Raw genomic sequence first — 17179 nt, forward strand, 5'->3', positions numbered from 1 at the left:
CAGGACACCATGTTCGCGTTTTGAACAACGCGATATTTCTGAGCAATACACGCATGAATCCACGGAGGGATCGAGCAGCTAAGCGAATGCTCATACAGCTTGAAGTATAACGAGTATCGATAATGCCTTGCTGACAACAGTCAGCAAGGCTGGAGTATCAAATGAACAAGTTTGCTTTACTGCCACTGCTGACGGTGGCGGTACTTTTTACCCTGGTTGGCATTCCCGTATTGTTCGTTACGCTACAGGCGATCTTCCCCAATTTGGGAGCGGGTTCTTTTTCCAATCCGTTCTCAACCTTTGCGGACGTTTTCGCGCAGGCACGTCTGTTTGCGTTGTTGAAAAATACACTGCTGCTTGGACTGGGTGTTGCCCTGTGTTGTGCGGTAATTGCTATTCCACTCGGTGCATTGCGCGGACTCTTTGCGCTACCGCTGGCAAGATTTTGGGATTTACTGTTTCTCATTCCATTCCTGATCCCACCTTATATCGCCGGACTCTCGTGGATGCTGGCTCTACAGCCAAGGGGGTATGCCGAACAGATATTACCGATTCAACTGGGCGAGACCCTGTTTTCATTGCCCGGCATGATTGGCGTAATGACGCTGAATATTTTCCCGGTAGTCTATTTCGCCGTTTCACGCAGTATGGCCGCGAGCGGAAACCGCCTTGCCGATGTCGCACGCGTTCACGGTGCCAGCAGCTGGCAGGCATTCTTGCGGGTCACGCTGCCGCTGTCGCTACCTGCAACAGCGGCCAGCCTGCTACTCGCTTTCACACTGGCGATCGAAGAGTACGGTATACCCGCAGCACTAGGATCGCGTGCGGGTATTCAGGTATTGACGACAAATATTGAGCAGCGTCTGGCGGACTGGCCAATCGATCTCTCCGGCTCAGCGGTGTTGTCTTTGCTGCTGGTTGCTATCGCGCTCTGCGCATTTACCCTACAGCGAGCGATTGTCGCCGGTAGCAATGTGGAAACGACCACAGGCAAACCCGCCGCTATTGTTACTCGTCCATTAGGAATATGGCGCTGGCCAGTATTAATGCTGTTTAGCGTTGTCGGGCTGCTGGCGGTAGGAATTCCACTTGCCTCCATGCTGATTACGGCGTTTTCTGCCACCATTTCTAGCGCGATTTCCTGGCAAAATTTAACCTGGCAGCACTTCACCATGTTGGTTGATTACGAAAACGAAGCGCTACCAGCACTGACGACCAGTTTGGGGCTGGCTGTCGGCAGTGCTTTACTGACGGGAACGGTCGGCTTCCTCGCAGCCTGGTTTGTCGTCGCCAAGCGTATTCGAGGTGCGGCGGTACTGGATGGGCTGTCGATGCTACCTGCTGCACTGCCGGGAATTGTTGTCGGGGTGGGATTGATTCTTGCCTGGAATCAAAGCTTCTGGCCGATAACGCCCTATAACACCTGGGTGATTTTGCTACTGTCATACAGTTGCCTGCTTCTCCCCTATCCCGTTCGCTATAGCAGTGCCGCATTGGCGCAAATCGGCAGTAATTTAGAGTCAGCAGCGCGCGTTCACGGTGCTAGCGCAATGGCGGCATTACGGCTGATTGTTTTCCCGCTGGTATTTCCCAGTCTGCTGGCAGCCATGATGTTGGTCTTTGCCGTCGCATCGCGCGAGCTGGTGACGTCACTCTTGCTATCACCTGCTGGCGTGCAGACCGTGTCCATTTTTGTCTGGCGTCAGTTCGAGCAAGGTTCTGTCGGAGATGGTATGGCGATGGCAAGCGTTGCGGTATTTATCAGCCTATCGGTAATGTTGCTGGCGTTAAGATTTCATTCGCTAAAAACAAAATAAGCGCCAAATCCATAACAGAAATGGCGCTTAATGATTGCCGTTGAATATGAGCTTGTTCAAACACATGACGTCAGTATGCAATGTACTGACGTCATCATTACGCGAACAGGACAGCCAACGGCAGGCTGGCGAGAGATATTATCAATAGAAATCGCAGGCAGCGGCTTCAGACTGCGCCATCCATACCGGTTTATCGCTAGTTTTCAGCCAGACACGGTGTAAATAGCTGTAAAAACGTGCCCGATCGCGGCGAAACAGCATCACCGGTAACGCCAGCAGGCCGATGGCAACCACAGCAGCGCGACGCAGGAGAATACGGTGCAAGGGATAAGTAGTATAAAGCGACATAACGATCCTCCTCTGGGATAAGCGCCCTTTTTCAGGAGCGCTTTTCATAACGATAAAATAAGAACTGTGACATTGGTTAAAATTTTACCGCCTTTCCTGAAAGTTTACTACTCATCGGACCAGAAAAAGATGAAATAATCGCCAATTTTTTCGCCATCTTGTCATTAAGTTACAGCAACGTTAAAAACAAACTCACCATTAGTTAATTTATGGTTTTAGATTGGATCAATTTACTCCCGCACTTCTCACTACATAGGATGTTATTCACCCCGTAACCTCATAACCGCCTCTCACGCCTGCTTTTCACTCCATTTTTATACTTTTTTTACGCCCACAGACGGGAAATTTGCACCTTCTTTTCCTGCGTTTTCCTACCCTGACGCTGTCTATTTTGTTCTGGAGGTGTGTTGTGACACTTAGCATCGTCTTAGGTGGCCTGCTCGTGCTGCTGTTACTGGCCTATCTGATTTATGCCCTGTTGAAGGCGGAGGAATTCTGATGGCCGCTGACGCTTTTTTACTGATCTTTGGCCTGCTGCTCACGGTGCTGATCGTCGCTCAGCCGTTGGGTAGCGGGCTGGCTCGCCTGATTGAGGGTGAAACGGGTACGCTCCTGCAAAAATTCGAAACGGGGACAGCGCATTTCTTCGCTCTGGATACAACTGAGATGCGCTGGCAGCAGTATGCTGCGGCTATTCTGACCCTTAACCTGATCGGTATTGTCGTCCTGTTTGTGCTGTTAATGGTACAGGGCTACCTGCCGTTTAACCCAGAAAATATGCCGGGGCTGTCGTGGCATTTAGCGTTAAACACCGCCGTCAGCTTTGTCACCAACACGAATTGGCAGGCTTACAGCGGTGAAAATTCGCTGAGCTACCTAAGCCAGATGGTCGGATTAACGGTACAAAACTTCCTTTCCGCCGCCAGCGGCATTGCGGTGGCCTTCGCGTTAATCCGCGCTTTTTCCCGTCGCTGTGTCGATACGCTGGGCAACGCGTGGCTCGACCTGTTACGTATCACGCTGTACGTGTTGCTGCCGCTGTCCCTGCTATTGGCGCTGTTTTTTGTCAGTCAGGGGGTATTGCAGAACCTACTGCCTTATCAACATCTGACCACGCTCGACGGTGCAGCACAAACGCTGCCGATGGGACCCGTTGCCTCACAGGAAGCCATTAAACTACTGGGTACCAACGGCGGCGGTTTCTTTGGCGCAAACTCCGCGCATCCGTTTGAAAACCCGACGGCACTCAGCAATATCGTGCAAATGCTGGCGATCCTGCTGATTCCTACTGCGCTGTGCTTCGCCTTTGGTAAAGCCGTCAGCGACAAGCGTCAGGGCCATGCGCTGCTGTGGGCAATGGCGCTCATCTTTATCGTTGCGGCGGCCGTGGTGATAAAAATGGAAATCACCGGTAACCCACATCTGCTGGCATTAGGGGCAGACAGCGCCGTGAATCTGGAAGGCAAAGAGACGCGCTTTGGCGTTCTGACTTCCAGCCTGTATGCCGTTGTCACCACGGCAACCTCAACAGGTGCAGTGAACGCCATGCATGACTCCTTCACGGCACTCGGCGGTATGGTTCCCATGTGGCTGATGCAGCTTGGCGAAGTGGTGTTCGGCGGCGTCGGATCAGGACTATACGGCATGCTGCTGTTTGTGCTTCTGACCGTCTTTATCGCTGGCCTGATGATTGGCCGCTCGCCGGAATATCTGGGTAAAAAAATCGAAGTCTACGAGATGAAGATGACGGCGCTGGCGATACTGATTCCCCCTGCGCTAGTGCTGCTCGGTACGGCAATCGCGCTGAGTACTGACGCCGGACGCAGCGGTATCCTGAACCCCGGCGCACACGGCTTTAGCGAGGTGCTCTATGCCGTATCTTCCGCCGCGAATAACAACGGCAGCGCATTTGCTGGCCTGGGCGTCAACACGCCGTTCTATAACGTCTTGCTCGCTATCGCTATGCTGCTGGGTCGCTTTGCCGTCATGGTGCCTGTGCTGGCTATCGCCGGTTCGCTGGTCGTGAAAAAGCGCCAGCCGGAAAGCAAAGGCTCACTGTCTACCCGCAGTCCGCTGTTTATCGGCATGCTCATCGCCATCGTTCTGCTGATTGGTGCGCTGACATTTATCCCTGCACTGGCGTTAGGGCCAGTGGCTGAACATTTACAGTTCGGCCTGACCCACTAAGGCTGGAGACTCTTTATGACTCGTCACACGATGAATCATCAGGCAACACAGGAACCGACCTCATCTCAACAGGATGAGGTCTCCCGCCACGTTGGCAAACGTAAACAGCAAACGCTGTTTGATAGAACGTTAATCCGCTCGGCGCTGAAAGATGCGCTGAAGAAACTCGACCCACGCGTGCAGTGGCACAACCCGGTCATGTTTGTGGTGTATCTCGGCAGTATGCTAACCACCCTTGTCTGGCTGGCTATTCTGGCAGGTAAAACGGAAGGTAATGCCGTGTTTACCGGGCTGGTGTCACTCTGGTTATGGTTTACCGTGCTATTTGCCAACATGGCCGAAGCGCTGGCAGAAGGTCGCAGTAAAGCGCAGGCAAACGCGCTAAAAGGCGTAAAAAAAACCAGTTGGGCTAACAAGCTCACTGCGCCAAATCACAACGCCAGTTCGGAGTCAGTTCCAGCCGACAGTCTGCGCAAAGGCGATATCGTACTGGTAAGCGCGGGTGAAACCATCCCGTGCGACGGTGAAGTGCTGGAAGGCGGCGCATCAGTCGATGAGAGCGCCATTACCGGGGAGTCGGCTCCCGTCATCCGCGAGTCCGGCGGCGATTTCGCTTCCGTCACGGGCGGTACGCGCGTGCTGTCCGACTGGCTGGTGATTCAGTGTAGCGTCAACCCCGGCGAAACCTTCCTCGATCGCATGATCGCGATGGTCGAAGGTGCGCAGCGTCGTAAAACGCCAAACGAAATCGCACTGACCATTCTGTTGATCGAGTTAACGCTCATCTTCCTACTGGTGACAGCGACGCTCTATCCATTTTCCTGGTTTGGTGTACAAGCTAATCACAGCGGCGATGTCGTCGGTGTAACCGTACTTGTCGCTCTGCTCGTCTGTCTGATCCCGACCACCATCGGCAGCCTGCTGTCAGCTATCGGCGTAGCAGGAATGAGCCGGATGCTGGGGGCTAACGTCATTGCCACCAGCGGCCGGGCGGTCGAAGCGGCGGGCGATATCGACGTTCTATTACTGGATAAGACCGGCACCATTACACTGGGTAATCGCCAGGCTTCCGCCTTCCTGCCCGCGCCGGGCGTCACCGAGCAAGCGCTGGCTGACGCCGCACGCCTCGCCTCGTTAGCCGATGAAACGCCCGAAGGCCGCAGCATCGTGGTGCTGGCAAAACAGCGCTTTAATCTGGCGGAACAAGACTTACAACAATTAGACGCAACCTTTGTTCCCTTTACTGCCCAGACGCGCATGAGTGGCGTCAATTTCGGGCAACGTACCATTCGTAAAGGCGCCGTCGATGCCCTGCGTCGCTACATTGAAGCGAACAATGGCGATTTCCCGCATCAGGTCGAGGAAGCGGTATCCAACGTTGCACGTAGCGGGGGAACGCCGCTGGTCGTTGCAGAAGGCAAACGCGTGCTTGGCGTGGTGGAACTGAAAGATATCGTGAAAAGCGGCATCAAAACACGCTTTGCCGAGCTGCGCAGCATGGGGATCAAAACCGTGATGATCACCGGTGATAACCCGCTCACAGCGGCAGCTATTGCCGCAGAAGCAGGCGTCGATGATTTTCTGGCGGAAGCCACACCGGAAACCAAGCTGGCGCTGATTCGCCAGTATCAGGCCGAAGGTCGGCTGGTGGCAATGACAGGCGACGGCACTAACGATGCTCCCGCACTGGCGCAGGCAGACGTTGCGGTTGCCATGAACTCCGGTACGCAGGCCGCGAAAGAAGCGGGCAACATGGTCGATCTGGATTCCAACCCGACCAAGCTGATCGAAGTGGTGCATATCGGCAAACAGATGCTGATGACGCGCGGCTCGCTGACGACGTTCAGTATCGCCAACGACGTGGCGAAATATTTCGCCATTATCCCAGCCGCCTTTGCTGCCACCTATCCGCAGCTCAATGCGTTAAACGTGATGCAGTTGCACTCCCCCACGTCGGCCATGCTGTCAGCGGTGATCTTCAATGCGCTGATTATCGTGTTTCTCATCCCGTTAGCGCTTAAAGGGATTAGCTATCGACCCATGAGCGCGGCAGCACAGCTAAGCCGCAATCTGTGGATTTATGGTCTTGGCGGGCTGCTGGTGCCGTTCCTCGGTATCAAGCTCATTGATATGTTACTGACCGTGCTGAATCTGGCTTAAGGACTGACGGGTATGCGTTATTTACGTTCTTCTTTGTTTTTATTCTTGTTATTACTCCTGTTGACCGGTCTGGCGTATCCGCTGCTGACCACCGTGCTGGCACAGTGGCTATTTCCAGCACAGGCAAACGGATCGCTGATTTATCGTGACAATACCGTCGTCGGTTCATCCCTGATCGGGCAGTCGTTCAGTCGGGCTGGCTATTTTCAGGGACGCCCCTCCGCGACGTCGGATGCACCCTATAACGCGCTGGCGTCGGGCGGTAGCAACTTGGCCGCCAGCAATCCGGCGTTGGATAAACAGATTGGCGAACGCGCCACTTACTGGCATCAGGCCGTCGGCAATCAGAATCCAGTACCTACTGAGCTGTTGACGGCATCCGGCAGCGGACTGGATCCGCAGATATCCCCAGAGGCGGCACGCTACCAGGCGCTCTACATCGCCCAGGCCAGAGGGATGTCGCTCCAGCAGGTACAGCAATTAATCGATCGCTTTACTGAGACCAGTAGGCCCGCGTTCATCGGGCAACCCGCGGTCAATGTCCTGCTGCTTAATCTGGCGCTGGATAAGGAAAAACCGCTGCCCTAATCGACAGTGCGTTACTATTAATCATTATACGGAACCCCGCTGAGGCCGTAGAGCGGTGGTAATGGGTAGATCGTAAAGACTCTGTGAATACGTCCCTGTACGCTCGGCTTGCGCGGATATGAATCTCATCCCTGAGATTCACCCTTACAGAGCCGTCGCAAGCGACGTTCAAAAACGTTCCCGACGTTTTTGTCCCTGGCGCAAACGCTTTACTCTTCTATCCCATTACCACCGTTTTCGTTCCACAAATCGCTATCTGCGGCCTGACCACGGTTCAGGCCGCGCTAATAAGGGATAGAACATGATTGACGGTGAAGATCGTCGCCCGGATCCCGATAGCCTGCTGGCACAAGTCGGTACACCGCCGCGTGGCAAACTGAAAATCTTTTTTGGCGCCTGTGCAGGCGTAGGGAAAACCTATGCCATGTTGCAGGAAGCTCAACGGCTACGGGCGCAAGGATTGGATATTCTTGTTGGCGTGGTCGAAACCCACGGACGTAGCGAAACCGCCGCGCTGCTGGATGGATTACCGCAACAGCCTCTCAAGCATCTTCGCCATCACGGTCGCCACACTGTTGAATTCGATCTGGATGCTGCACTCGCACGCTGTCCGGCACTGATTCTGATCGACGAACTGGCACACAGCAACGTCCATGGCTCACGTCATCCCAAGCGCTGGCAGGACGTGCAGGAACTACTTGATGCCGGTATCGATGTCTTTACTACGGTGAACGTCCAGCATCTGGAAAGCCTGAACGACGTGGTCGGGGGCGTCACGGGGATAAGAGTGCGAGAAACGGTGCCGGATCCGATCTTCGATCAGGCCAGCGAAGTCATTTTGGTGGACCTGCCGCCAGACGACCTGCGACAGCGTTTGAATGAAGGCAAAGTGTATTTGCCGCTTCAGGCCGAACGTGCCGTCGAGAATTTTTTCCGTAAAGGAAATTTGATCGCCCTACGCGAGTTGGCACTGAGACGTATGGCAGATCGGGTTGACGATCAAATGCGCGCCATGCGTGCTGGACAAGGTCGAGAACAAGTCTGGCATACACGCGACGCCATTCTGTTATGCATCGGTCACGGCACAGGCAATGAAAAACTGGTGCGCACGGCAGCACGGCTCGCGGCGCGCTTAGGCAGCGCCTGGCATGCGGTTTATGTTGAAACGCCGCGCCTGCACCGCTTACCCGAACCGCAGCGGCGTGCCATTTTACGTGCACTCAAGCTGGCGCAGGATCTCGGGGCAGAAACCGTTACGCTATCCGAACCCGATGAAGAGATTGCCGTCCTGCGCTATGCGCGTGAGCATAACCTCGGCAAAATCGTCATTGGCCGCCATGTGGAACAGCGCTTCGGCTGGTGGTGGCGCACCCGTTTTGCCGAACGGCTCGGCAGGCTGGGGCCGGATCTCGATCTGGTTGTGGTCGCTGTGCAGGACGACGTGCCTGCCGCACCAATTAAGACACCTGATGCACGTGGGCTGGTAGAGAAATGGCGCATGCAGCTATTCGGTTGCGGGTTGGCAACGCTGCTGTGTGCCTTTATCACCCTGCTCGCCTCATGGTCGCCGTTTGCCATGCTGGAACCGGTCAATCTGGTGATGATCTATCTGCTGGCCGTCGTGATCGTCGCGCTTTTCTTTGGCCGCTGGCCGTCAGTATTCGCGGCCGTCATCAACGTTGCCAGTTTCGATCTCTTCTTTATTCTGCCACGCGGCACATTTGCCGTATCGGATGCCCAATATCTAGTGACCTTTGCCGTCATGCTCGGCGTCGGCCTGCTGGTCGGTAACCTGACGGCAGGCGTGCGCTATCAGGCCAGAGTCGCCCGCTATCGCGAGCAGCGCGTCCGTCATCTGTATGAGATGTCCAAGGCACTGAACCGCAGCCTGTCTAGCGCCGATATCGTCGAAACCAGTCAGCATTTTCTCAGCACAACGTTTCAGGCCAAGATCGCAGTTCTGCTGGCCGATAGCCTGCACCACACCTCGTCCGACTTAGCGCAGCCCACACGGGATAATCAGCAGTTGATCGTAGATAACGCTATCGCTCGCTGGAGCTTCGATCATCGTGCGCCTGCCGGAGCGGGAACATCCACCCTGCCCGGCGTGCCGTATCAGATTCTGCCGCTCGCCACCACGCAGCAAATCTTCGGCGTCTTGGCTATCGAACCCAATAACGCACGGCAGTTGATGATTCCCGAGCAACAGCGCCTGCTGGAAACCTTTACCGTGCTGATCGCCAATGCACTGGAGCGTCTGCACCTGATGCAAAGTACGGAAAATGCCAGGCTGGATGCCGAGCGTGAGCAATTGCGTAACTCGTTGCTTGCCGCACTTTCGCACGATCTACGTACTCCGCTGACCGTACTTTTTGGTCAGGCTGAAATTCTGACGCTGAATCTGGCGAGCGAAGGGTCGCCTTATGCTCAGCAGGCTAACCAGATTCGCCAGCACATTTTAAACACGACACGGCTGGTAAATAATCTGCTCGATATGGCACGTATTCAGTCGGATGGTTTTAACCTGCGTAAAGAGTGGCAAACGCCGGAGGAGTTAATCGGTAGTGCCCTGCAACAGTTGGAAACCGCACTGGCGAAAAACACTATCCGGGTTAATCTACCCGATGAGATGGTTCTGGTTTATTGTGATGCTGGCTTGATGGAGCGCGTGTTCATTAACCTGCTGGAGAATGCGCTGAAATACGCCGGAGAGCAGGCTACGATCGTTATTTCGGCAAGCGTTATTCCAATAAGTGCCGCCATGCAGACCGATATGCAGGAAAACGCACTGGAAATCATCGTGCAGGACAATGGCCCAGGGATTGAGCACGGGCAGGAAAGCATGATTTTTGATAAATTCTCCCGCGGCCACAAAGAGTCATCGATTCCCGGCGTAGGACTGGGGCTGGCGATCTGCCGGGCAATTGTGGAAATTCACGGCGGTCGTATCTGGGCAACTCATGCCGAAAGCGGCGGTGCAGCCTTCCATTTCACGCTACCGCTGTCGGCACCGCCAGATCTCGAACCGGAAGATATTGAGGAGCACTGAATCCATTGCAGGCCACTATTCTGATCGTTGAAGATGAAAAAGAGATCCGTCGTTTTGTTCGTCAAGCGCTGGAAGGAGAAGGCTGTCGCGTATTTGACGCAGAAACGATGCAGCGCGGCCTGTTGGAAGCGGCCACGCGCAAACCCGATCTGATTATCCTCGATTTAGGCCTGCCGGACGGCAACGGTATTGACTACATCCGTGATTTACGCCAGTGGAGCAGCCTGCCCGTGATCGTGCTGTCTGCTCGTACCGACGAACAGGATAAAATAGACGCACTGGACGCTGGTGCCGATGATTACCTGACCAAACCATTTGGTATCGGAGAGCTGCTGGCACGACTGCGTGTCGCACTACGTCGCCATAGCAATACTCAGCAGGAAACGCCGCTGGTGAGTTTCGGTACGATCACCGTTGATTTGCTTAATCGACAGGTGAATCGCGATGGTCAGGCATTACACCTGACTCCCATTGAGTTTCGTCTGCTGGCGACTTTACTCGCCAGCCCCGGAAAAGTGCTGACGCAGCGCCAGCTTCTGACGCAGGTCTGGGGACCCAACGCCGTCGAGCACAGCCACTATCTACGCATTTATATGGGACATCTGCGCCAGAAGCTGGAAAGCGACCCCGCAAGACCGCGCCATCTATTGACTGAAACCGCTATCGGTTATCGATTTATGCCGTAAAATCATCTTTCTGTATCAGGCGACGTACGTGGAGAATATCTCCCGTAGTACGCGCCCGTCTTTTCTTCAGGAATACATCGTCATGAGTAGTTGGTTGATTTACGCCTTGCTGTCTGCGGTATGCGCTGCGATGGTCGCGATATTTGGCAAGATCGGTTTGCAAAATTTGGACGCTAATACGGCAACCGCGATTCGTGCCGTCATCATGGCGCTTTTTCTGGTGGGAGTGGTGGTCGCGCAAGGTAAGCTGGGGCTGGTCGGCGAGATTATTGCCAATAAGAAAGCACTGTTGTTCATTGTGCTCAGCGGCGTCGCGGGGGCATTGTCATGGCTGTTTTACTTTGTCGCGTTGAAGACCGGTAACGTCGCACAGGTCGCGCCGATCGATAAACTCAGCGTGGTATTTGCCGTTGTGCTGGCGGTCATACTGCTGGGAGAAAAAATTTCGCTGATGGCGGGAGCGGGTGTTGCGCTGATTTCCGCAGGTGCTCTACTGGTCGCGTTGGGATAAAGGCATTCTGCGTTTTCTGGTTGTACGAGATGAAAAAGGCGCTGCAAGCAGCGCCCTTTTAACTTATTTGGCGCTTGCAAGCACCGCACTAACAATCTCTACCGCTTCTTTCTCGATTCGCTCGCGGTGTTCCACCCCGAGGAAACTTTCACAGTAGATCTTGTAAGCCTCTTCCGTACCTGAAGGACGCGCTGCAAACCAGCCGTTCTCGGTCATCACTTTCAGGCCACCAATCGATGCTCCGTTGCCCGGCGCAGCGGTCAGGCGAGCAGTGATCGGATCGCCCGCCAGCGTGCTGGCCGACACTTGTTCAGGCGACAGTTTAGACAGCGCAGCTTTTTGCGCATGCGTTGCAGACGCTTGAATACGGTTGTAGCTCGGCGCACCAAAGCGTTGTGCCAGTTCATCATAATGCTGCTGCGGGTTTTTACCCGTCACGGCCGTAATTTCCGCCGCCAGCAGACACAGGATGATCCCGTCTTTGTCCGTCGACCACGGCGTGCCGTCAAAGCGCAAGAAGGAAGCCCCTGCACTTTCTTCACCGCCAAAGCCAAAGCTGCCGTCATACAGGCCGTCAACGAACCACTTGAAGCCAACCGGAACTTCCACTAGTTTGCGGCCCAAATCTTCCACCACGCGGTCAATCATCGCACTGGATACCAGCGTTTTGCCGACGGCAACAGACTGCCCCCACTGTGGACGATGCTGGAACAAATAGTTGATCGCCACCGCCAGATAGTGGTTAGGGTTCATCAACCCCGCCGGGGTGACAATACCGTGACGGTCATAGTCAGGATCGTTGGCAAACGCCAGATCGAATTTATCACGCAGCGCCAGCAGCCCAGCCATGGCGAATTCTGACGAGCAATCCATACGGATCACACCATCATGATCCAGCGACATAAAGCGGAATGTCTGATCGACTGCGTCGTTAACCAACGTCAGATCCAGCTTATAGTGCTCTGCGATGCGCTGCCAGTAGGCAATACCGGAACCACCCAGCGGATCGACACCCAGTTTCAGACCCGCGCGCTGAATCGCCGCCATGTCCACCACGCTAGCCAGCCCTTCTACATAGGCCTGAACCAGATCCTGCTCGTGAACATGTCCGCTTTTCAACGCCTGATCCAGCGTAATGCGCTTCACGTCACGCAGTTCATCGGCCAGCAGCGCATTTGCGCGCGTCTCAATGACACTTGTAAGGTTGGTGTCAGCAGGACCACCGTTCGGTGGATTATATTTGATGCCGCCATCTTCCGGCGGGTTGTGGGACGGCGTAATCACAATGCCGTCCGCCAGCGCGCCGCCCTGACGATTGTGAACCAGAATCGCGTTAGACACCGCAGGAGTTGGCGTAAAACCATTATCCAACTGAACGATCACATCCACACCGTTAGCAGCCAACACTTCCAGTACGGAAATAAACGCAGGCTCGGAGAGCGCGTGAGTGTCTTTACCTACATAGCACGGGCCGCTGACGCCCTGCTTTTTACGCTCTTCAGCAATCGCCTGCGCAATTGCCAGAATGTGTGGTTCGTTAAAGCTATGACGCCCCGCACTACCGCGATGGCCAGACGTACCGAATTTCACCGCATGTGCTGTGTTACCGACTTCTGGGCGCAGCACATAATATTGTGACGTTAACTGCGCCACATTTATCAAATCGCTCTGCCGGGCAGGCTGTCCGGCTCTTGGGTGATTAGCCATTGGCGCTTCTCCCTAACGCTGTAGTTAGTGTAGTTAGATAAGTGGTTAATGCTATACCCCTCATCCTTCAAGCTGCTTGTGAATTGACTTCACGCAACTCGAATGATTCAGGGCATAGATAGATGATTAGATGGTTCCGCACACTTTTTCTGTCAGTTCCGCAGGGAACTGCATCGTCAACATGATGTGCTCAACCATGCTACGTTTACGACCGGTATTCGTGTTGGTAATGACCCAGTATGGCGTGCCTGGAATATGTTTAGGCTTTGTGTGTGTGCCATGCTGAAGCAATGTCTGTTGGTCGCCCGCGAAATAGACCCGCGTGCGACCATGAAGAGATTCCGTCGCGGCAGCAAACTCCTGCGGCGATAAGGTATACAGCGTAGACAGAACCAGCATAAAGCGATTAATGGCCTTATTCTGTTCAGCGTATTCATCCGACAGCAGCAGCTCACGAAGGGTGCGTACTCGATCGCGCGGGCTTGGCGCAGTGGCAGGCTGAGACATCGCCGTTGCCGTCGCCTCTACCGCTGGCGTTGCGATAGGCTGCCCAGCAGTAAACTTCAGCATACGCCGTAAAATATCCGATGCGCTCTCACCAATATGCTGTGTGTGGCTGGCAATATAACGATAAAGCTCTTCGTCGACTTCAATAGTTTTCATCTTTATCCAGTGCTGTTTTTACCCATTATCGTGCAAATTACAGAGATACTTCCCTTCTGCAACCCGACATCGATGGGTAGATGACTCAAATCAAAAGGATTATACAGGCGTTCAAACATTATCGAACAGCGGCATAATGGGACAATACCAAAAGTCAGACTATGCCCCAATGTCTTTCACATCCATTTGAGTGGCTATGCTGTTCCTTCAGTGACAACATTGCATCTAAAGTCATGATACCCTAAGCCCATGTCTCTCTGAATGACCTTCACTATGAAATTGAATCATCGCTGGCAAAATGCGCACCAGCCCACAGATAAACTCCCTGTTGTCCTGATTCATGGCCTGTTTGGCACACTAGATAACCTTGGCGTACTGGCTCGGGATTTGCAAAACACGCATGACATTCTGCAAATCGATTTACGCAATCACGGTTTGTCACCGCGTTCATCACAGATGAACTACCCTGCGATGGCGCAGGACGTGCTAGAGCTACTGGATGAACTGAACATCGAACGCGCTATTGTTATTGGCCATTCGATGGGCGGGAAAGTCGCCATGGCACTCAGTGGACTCATTCCAGAACGACTGGACAAACTGGTCGCGATTGATATCGCGCCAGTGGATTATCAAGTGCGCCGCCACGACACCATTTTCGCCGCGCTACGCGCCGTAACGGAAGCCGGCTTGACATCACGAACCGAAGCGACAGCCCTCATGCGCCAGCATATAGAAGAAGAGGGCGTGATTCAGTTTTTGCTGAAATCCTTCCAGCAGGGAGCGTGGCGTTTTAACGTACCGGTTTTGTGGGAACAGTACGAAAATATCGTTGGGTGGCAAGATGTTCCGGCTTGGCAAGGGCCAATATTGTTCATTCGCGGCGGCGATTCTCCCTATTTGGACGATCGCTACCGTGATTCACTGCTGCGCCAGTTCCCAGCCGCGCGTGCACATGTAGTCAGTGGCGCAGGCCACTGGGTTCACTCAGAAAAACCCGATGCGGTTTTGCGCGCCATCCATCGTTTTCTGGACGCGAATTAACCAGACGATACTCACACTGGTGGATTCATGGCAACGGCGACAGTTAACCGTTGTCGCCGCCAGTGCGGCTAGGGTATGATGGCGCTCGCAGTAGAGGGACGGCTGATTCAGCCACAAGCATTGTAACCACTTCATCAAAATGCACGCATAACTTCCCGGCATGTTCCACACATAGGCAAACCGCGACCTGACAATTCTGTTTCAGGATGAGAATAGGCATCGGTTTTATTTGTAGAACAAGACGGACGGCACCGTGTCTTTTGGTCCGAATACCTTGCAGTATCATTACTTATGGCAAAAGAACAAACGGATCGCACCACACTGGATCTGTTCGCAGATGAGCGTCGTCCGGGCCGCCCCAAGACCAACCCGCTCACACGTGACGAACAACTAAGAATTAACAAACGTAATCAACTACGTCGCGATAAAGTTCGTGGCTTGCGCCGTGTTGAATTAAAGATTAACAGTGACGCCGTCGATATCCTGAACAGCCTTGCTGAAGAGCGGAACATTAGCCGCAGTGAATTGATTGAAGAGATGCTGTTGGCGCAATTGGCCGAGCAACAGTCCTGATTGACGTAACGATATTCACATCATTCAGTATTCACATCTTGTGCGGCGCCATTTCTGACGCCGCCTGAACGTTAACCCAAGACTAAAAACACCATCCCGGATTAAAACAACAGTTAGAATTTTTCCCAGTTGTCGCTACTGACCGGTAGCGCTTTACCTGCACGAGGGGCAATCACCTGCGCTTTCTGCACCGGTTTTGCTGCCACTTGCAGCGCTGACTGCGAATCAGACAGTTGGAACAGCGACACGGTCTGGTTCAGCAATGCCGCTTGTTCTTCCAGCGACAAGGCTGCCGAAGAGGCCTGCTCAACCAACGCGGCGTTTTGCTGCGTTACGCTGTCCATTTCCGCCACCGCCTGACCAACCTGCGCAATACCTTTGCTCTGCTCTTCCGATGCAGAAGCGATTTCACCCATGATATCTGTCACGTTAGTGACTGCACGGACGATATCCTGCATGGTGTCACCAGCATCGCTAACCAGGTTGGAACCAGTATCCACACAGCGAACCGATTCAGAAATCAGCCCTTCAATCTCTTTTGCTGCCTGCGCACTACGCTGCGCCAGACTGCGAACTTCTCCCGCAACCACGGCAAAACCACGCCCTTGTTCACCCGCACGCGCCGCTTCTACTGCCGCGTTTAATGCCAGAATATTGGTCTGGAAAGCGATGCCGTTAATCACGGTGGTGATTTCTGCGATTTTTCTTGAGCTGCCGGAGATTTCCGCCATGGTTTTCACCACGTTCTCAACGATGTCACCGCCCTTCTTCGCCGTTGTCGAGGCCTGCAATGCGAGCTGGCTGGCGTGGTTGGCGTTTTCGGCGTTCTGTTTCACCGTTGCCGTCAGTTGCTCCATGCTGGCTGCGGTTTCTTCCAGCGCAGAAGCCTGCTCTTCGGTACGTGATGACAGATCGTTGTTACCCGCAGCAATCTCAGAAGCCCCCTGATAGATGGAGTCTGTACTGTTTCTGATCGTACTAACGGTGTTAGCCAGACTTCCCTGCATTTCACGCAGCAGTGGGAACAGGCGACCGACACAGTTATTACCAAAATCCAGAATCGGTTTACCCAGGTGACCAGAAGCAATCACGCTAAAGTGATAGCGCAGATCATTTAACGGACGAACCAGACACACCACCAGATAACGGTCGGTCAGGAACAGCATGATAAGGCCGATAAACAGCCCACTAAGCAAAATGTTCTGCCCAATCGTGGTGATTCTTTCAAAACGAACACCCGCGGCAGCGAATTTTTCTGCACTAGCGTTACTAAACGCGGACAGAGATGCGCCAAACTGGCGACTCAATGGTGGCACCACGTTCTTGGCATGATTTTGGTAGTCATCTAGTGCATTGGCCGCAGCCTTTTGGTAAAGCGGCTCAACACCTTGAACAACCAGATTGTTCCAGTCACGGCTGACAGCCTGTACCAGCGCATCGTCCAGACTCGCATGATCGATAGCATTAAACGCCACCAGATCAGACTTCAGTTTATCCAGTGCAACTAACGCCGATGCCTGCTCTTTATCTGCGGTTGCATTATCACCGCTACGACGAGCGTCAACAGCGCGCGCCAGACGGGTTACCATGCGGAAGTATTGATCGTTGCCCTGGTTGATAAAATTCATGTTCTGAACCAGCAAGGTGCTGGTCTTCGAAGTCGCCGTCATCTCTTTAAAAGAGAACATGGTATATATTGATACGCCGCCCCAAAGGACACAAAAAATGCCCAGCACCCATAACATAGCGGTTCTGATAGCAATATTTTTTATAAGTCTCATAGTTCACTCCAAATCAGGAAAATGGTTAAAAAGATTTTTATCGCTAATCAACCGATATGAATCAGAAA

Annotated in this window: 14 protein-coding genes; 10 read left to right on the forward strand and 4 right to left on the reverse strand. The window is 53.7% G+C overall.

Features of this window, described 5'->3' with window-relative positions; translation table 11 throughout:
- The first annotated feature begins 161 nt into the window (after positions 1-161).
- Positions 162-1817, forward strand: a complete 1656-nt coding sequence (locus tag CLR69_RS09600; protein WP_129712513.1) for an ABC transporter permease — start codon at positions 162-164, stop codon at positions 1815-1817.
- A gap of 141 nt (positions 1818-1958) precedes the next feature.
- Here the strand turns inward: CLR69_RS09600 and CLR69_RS09605 are convergent, their stop codons facing one another.
- A complete protein-coding gene (locus CLR69_RS09605; protein ID WP_129712514.1) occupies positions 1959-2165 on the reverse strand; it encodes a YbfA family protein in 207 nt (68 codons plus the stop codon).
- A gap of 409 nt (positions 2166-2574) precedes the next feature.
- Between CLR69_RS09605 and kdpF the strand changes: the two genes are divergently transcribed.
- The 7 genes from kdpF (at position 2575) to CLR69_RS09640 (ending at position 11346) form a co-directional block, all read left to right on the forward strand.
- Complete coding sequence (gene kdpF / locus CLR69_RS09610; protein WP_113627333.1) at positions 2575-2664, forward strand: K(+)-transporting ATPase subunit F; 90 nt, start codon at positions 2575-2577, stop codon at positions 2662-2664.
- On the forward strand, positions 2664-4352 hold the full coding sequence (kdpA, locus tag CLR69_RS09615; protein ID WP_129712515.1) for a potassium-transporting ATPase subunit KdpA: 1689 nt from the start codon (positions 2664-2666) through the stop codon (positions 4350-4352). Before kdpF ends, kdpA begins: the two co-directional genes overlap by 1 nt.
- Positions 4353-4367: 15 nt before the next feature.
- Entirely contained in the window at positions 4368-6512 is a 2145-nt protein-coding gene (kdpB, locus tag CLR69_RS09620; RefSeq protein WP_129712516.1) for a potassium-transporting ATPase subunit KdpB, read from the forward strand.
- A 12-nt stretch (positions 6513-6524) separates the two neighbouring features.
- Positions 6525-7100 carry a potassium-transporting ATPase subunit KdpC gene (gene kdpC, locus CLR69_RS09625; RefSeq protein ID WP_129712517.1) on the forward strand — a complete coding sequence of 192 codons (576 nt, stop codon included), beginning with the start codon at positions 6525-6527 and terminating at the stop codon, positions 7098-7100.
- 301 nt (positions 7101-7401) lie between these two features.
- Complete coding sequence (gene kdpD, locus CLR69_RS09630; RefSeq protein WP_129712518.1) at positions 7402-10149, forward strand: two-component system sensor histidine kinase KdpD; 2748 nt, start codon at positions 7402-7404, stop codon at positions 10147-10149.
- 5 nt (positions 10150-10154) lie between these two features.
- Positions 10155-10835: a two-component system response regulator KdpE gene (gene kdpE, locus CLR69_RS09635; RefSeq protein ID WP_129703600.1), complete on the forward strand. Its 681-nt coding sequence runs from the start codon at positions 10155-10157 to the stop codon at positions 10833-10835.
- Between the two features lie 82 nt (positions 10836-10917).
- Positions 10918-11346 carry an EamA family transporter gene (locus tag CLR69_RS09640; RefSeq protein WP_129704883.1) on the forward strand — a complete coding sequence of 143 codons (429 nt, stop codon included), beginning with the start codon at positions 10918-10920 and terminating at the stop codon, positions 11344-11346.
- 63 nt (positions 11347-11409) lie between these two features.
- On the opposite strand, the gene pgm is transcribed toward CLR69_RS09640, so the two are convergent.
- Together pgm and seqA are read right to left on the reverse strand one after the other, a co-directional pair.
- On the reverse strand, positions 11410-13053 hold the full coding sequence (pgm, locus tag CLR69_RS09645) for a phosphoglucomutase (alpha-D-glucose-1,6-bisphosphate-dependent) (RefSeq protein ID WP_129712519.1): 1644 nt from the start codon (positions 13051-13053) through the stop codon (positions 11410-11412).
- 126 nt (positions 13054-13179) lie between these two features.
- Positions 13180-13716 carry a replication initiation negative regulator SeqA gene (seqA, locus tag CLR69_RS09650; protein WP_129712520.1) on the reverse strand — a complete coding sequence of 179 codons (537 nt, stop codon included), beginning with the start codon at positions 13714-13716 and terminating at the stop codon, positions 13180-13182.
- Positions 13717-13989: 273 nt separating this feature from the next.
- On the opposite strand from seqA, the gene ybfF reads away from it, so the two are divergent.
- The gene (gene ybfF, locus CLR69_RS09655) at positions 13990-14757 is read left to right on the forward strand and encodes an esterase (RefSeq protein ID WP_129712521.1); all 768 of its coding nucleotides are present in this window, start codon (positions 13990-13992) and stop codon (positions 14755-14757) included.
- A 291-nt stretch (positions 14758-15048) separates the two neighbouring features.
- Complete coding sequence (gene ybfE / locus CLR69_RS09660; RefSeq protein WP_010285457.1) at positions 15049-15330, forward strand: LexA regulated protein; 282 nt, start codon at positions 15049-15051, stop codon at positions 15328-15330.
- Positions 15331-15443: 113 nt separating this feature from the next.
- Here the strand turns inward: ybfE and CLR69_RS09665 are convergent, their stop codons facing one another.
- On the reverse strand, positions 15444-17111 hold the full coding sequence (locus tag CLR69_RS09665; RefSeq protein WP_129703592.1) for a methyl-accepting chemotaxis protein: 1668 nt from the start codon (positions 17109-17111) through the stop codon (positions 15444-15446).
- Positions 17112-17179: the final 68 nt, after the last annotated feature.

It is taken from the genome of Pectobacterium zantedeschiae (assembly GCF_004137795.1).
Lineage (GTDB): Bacteria > Pseudomonadota > Gammaproteobacteria > Enterobacterales > Enterobacteriaceae > Pectobacterium > Pectobacterium zantedeschiae.

What these genes read in the sequence shown, in the direction of transcription:
- kdpC (WP_129712517.1), top strand. Translation starts at nt 6,525, where the DNA reads ATGCGTTATTTACGTTCTTCTTTGTTTTTATTCTTGTTATTACTCCTG.
- CLR69_RS09600 (WP_129712513.1), top strand. Translation starts at nt 162, where the DNA reads ATGAACAAGTTTGCTTTACTGCCACTGCTGACGGTGGCGGTACTTTTT.
- CLR69_RS09665 (WP_129703592.1), bottom strand. Translation starts at nt 17,111, where the DNA reads ATGAGACTTATAAAAAATATTGCTATCAGAACCGCTATGTTATGGGTG.
- kdpA (WP_129712515.1), top strand. Translation starts at nt 2,664, where the DNA reads ATGGCCGCTGACGCTTTTTTACTGATCTTTGGCCTGCTGCTCACGGTG.
- ybfE (WP_010285457.1), top strand. Translation starts at nt 15,049, where the DNA reads ATGGCAAAAGAACAAACGGATCGCACCACACTGGATCTGTTCGCAGAT.
- CLR69_RS09640 (WP_129704883.1), top strand. Translation starts at nt 10,918, where the DNA reads ATGAGTAGTTGGTTGATTTACGCCTTGCTGTCTGCGGTATGCGCTGCG.
- ybfF (WP_129712521.1), top strand. Translation starts at nt 13,990, where the DNA reads ATGAAATTGAATCATCGCTGGCAAAATGCGCACCAGCCCACAGATAAA.
- CLR69_RS09605 (WP_129712514.1), bottom strand. Translation starts at nt 2,165, where the DNA reads ATGTCGCTTTATACTACTTATCCCTTGCACCGTATTCTCCTGCGTCGC.
- kdpB (WP_129712516.1), top strand. Translation starts at nt 4,368, where the DNA reads ATGACTCGTCACACGATGAATCATCAGGCAACACAGGAACCGACCTCA.
- kdpD (WP_129712518.1), top strand. Translation starts at nt 7,402, where the DNA reads ATGATTGACGGTGAAGATCGTCGCCCGGATCCCGATAGCCTGCTGGCA.
- pgm (WP_129712519.1), bottom strand. Translation starts at nt 13,053, where the DNA reads ATGGCTAATCACCCAAGAGCCGGACAGCCTGCCCGGCAGAGCGATTTG.
- seqA (WP_129712520.1), bottom strand. Translation starts at nt 13,716, where the DNA reads ATGAAAACTATTGAAGTCGACGAAGAGCTTTATCGTTATATTGCCAGC.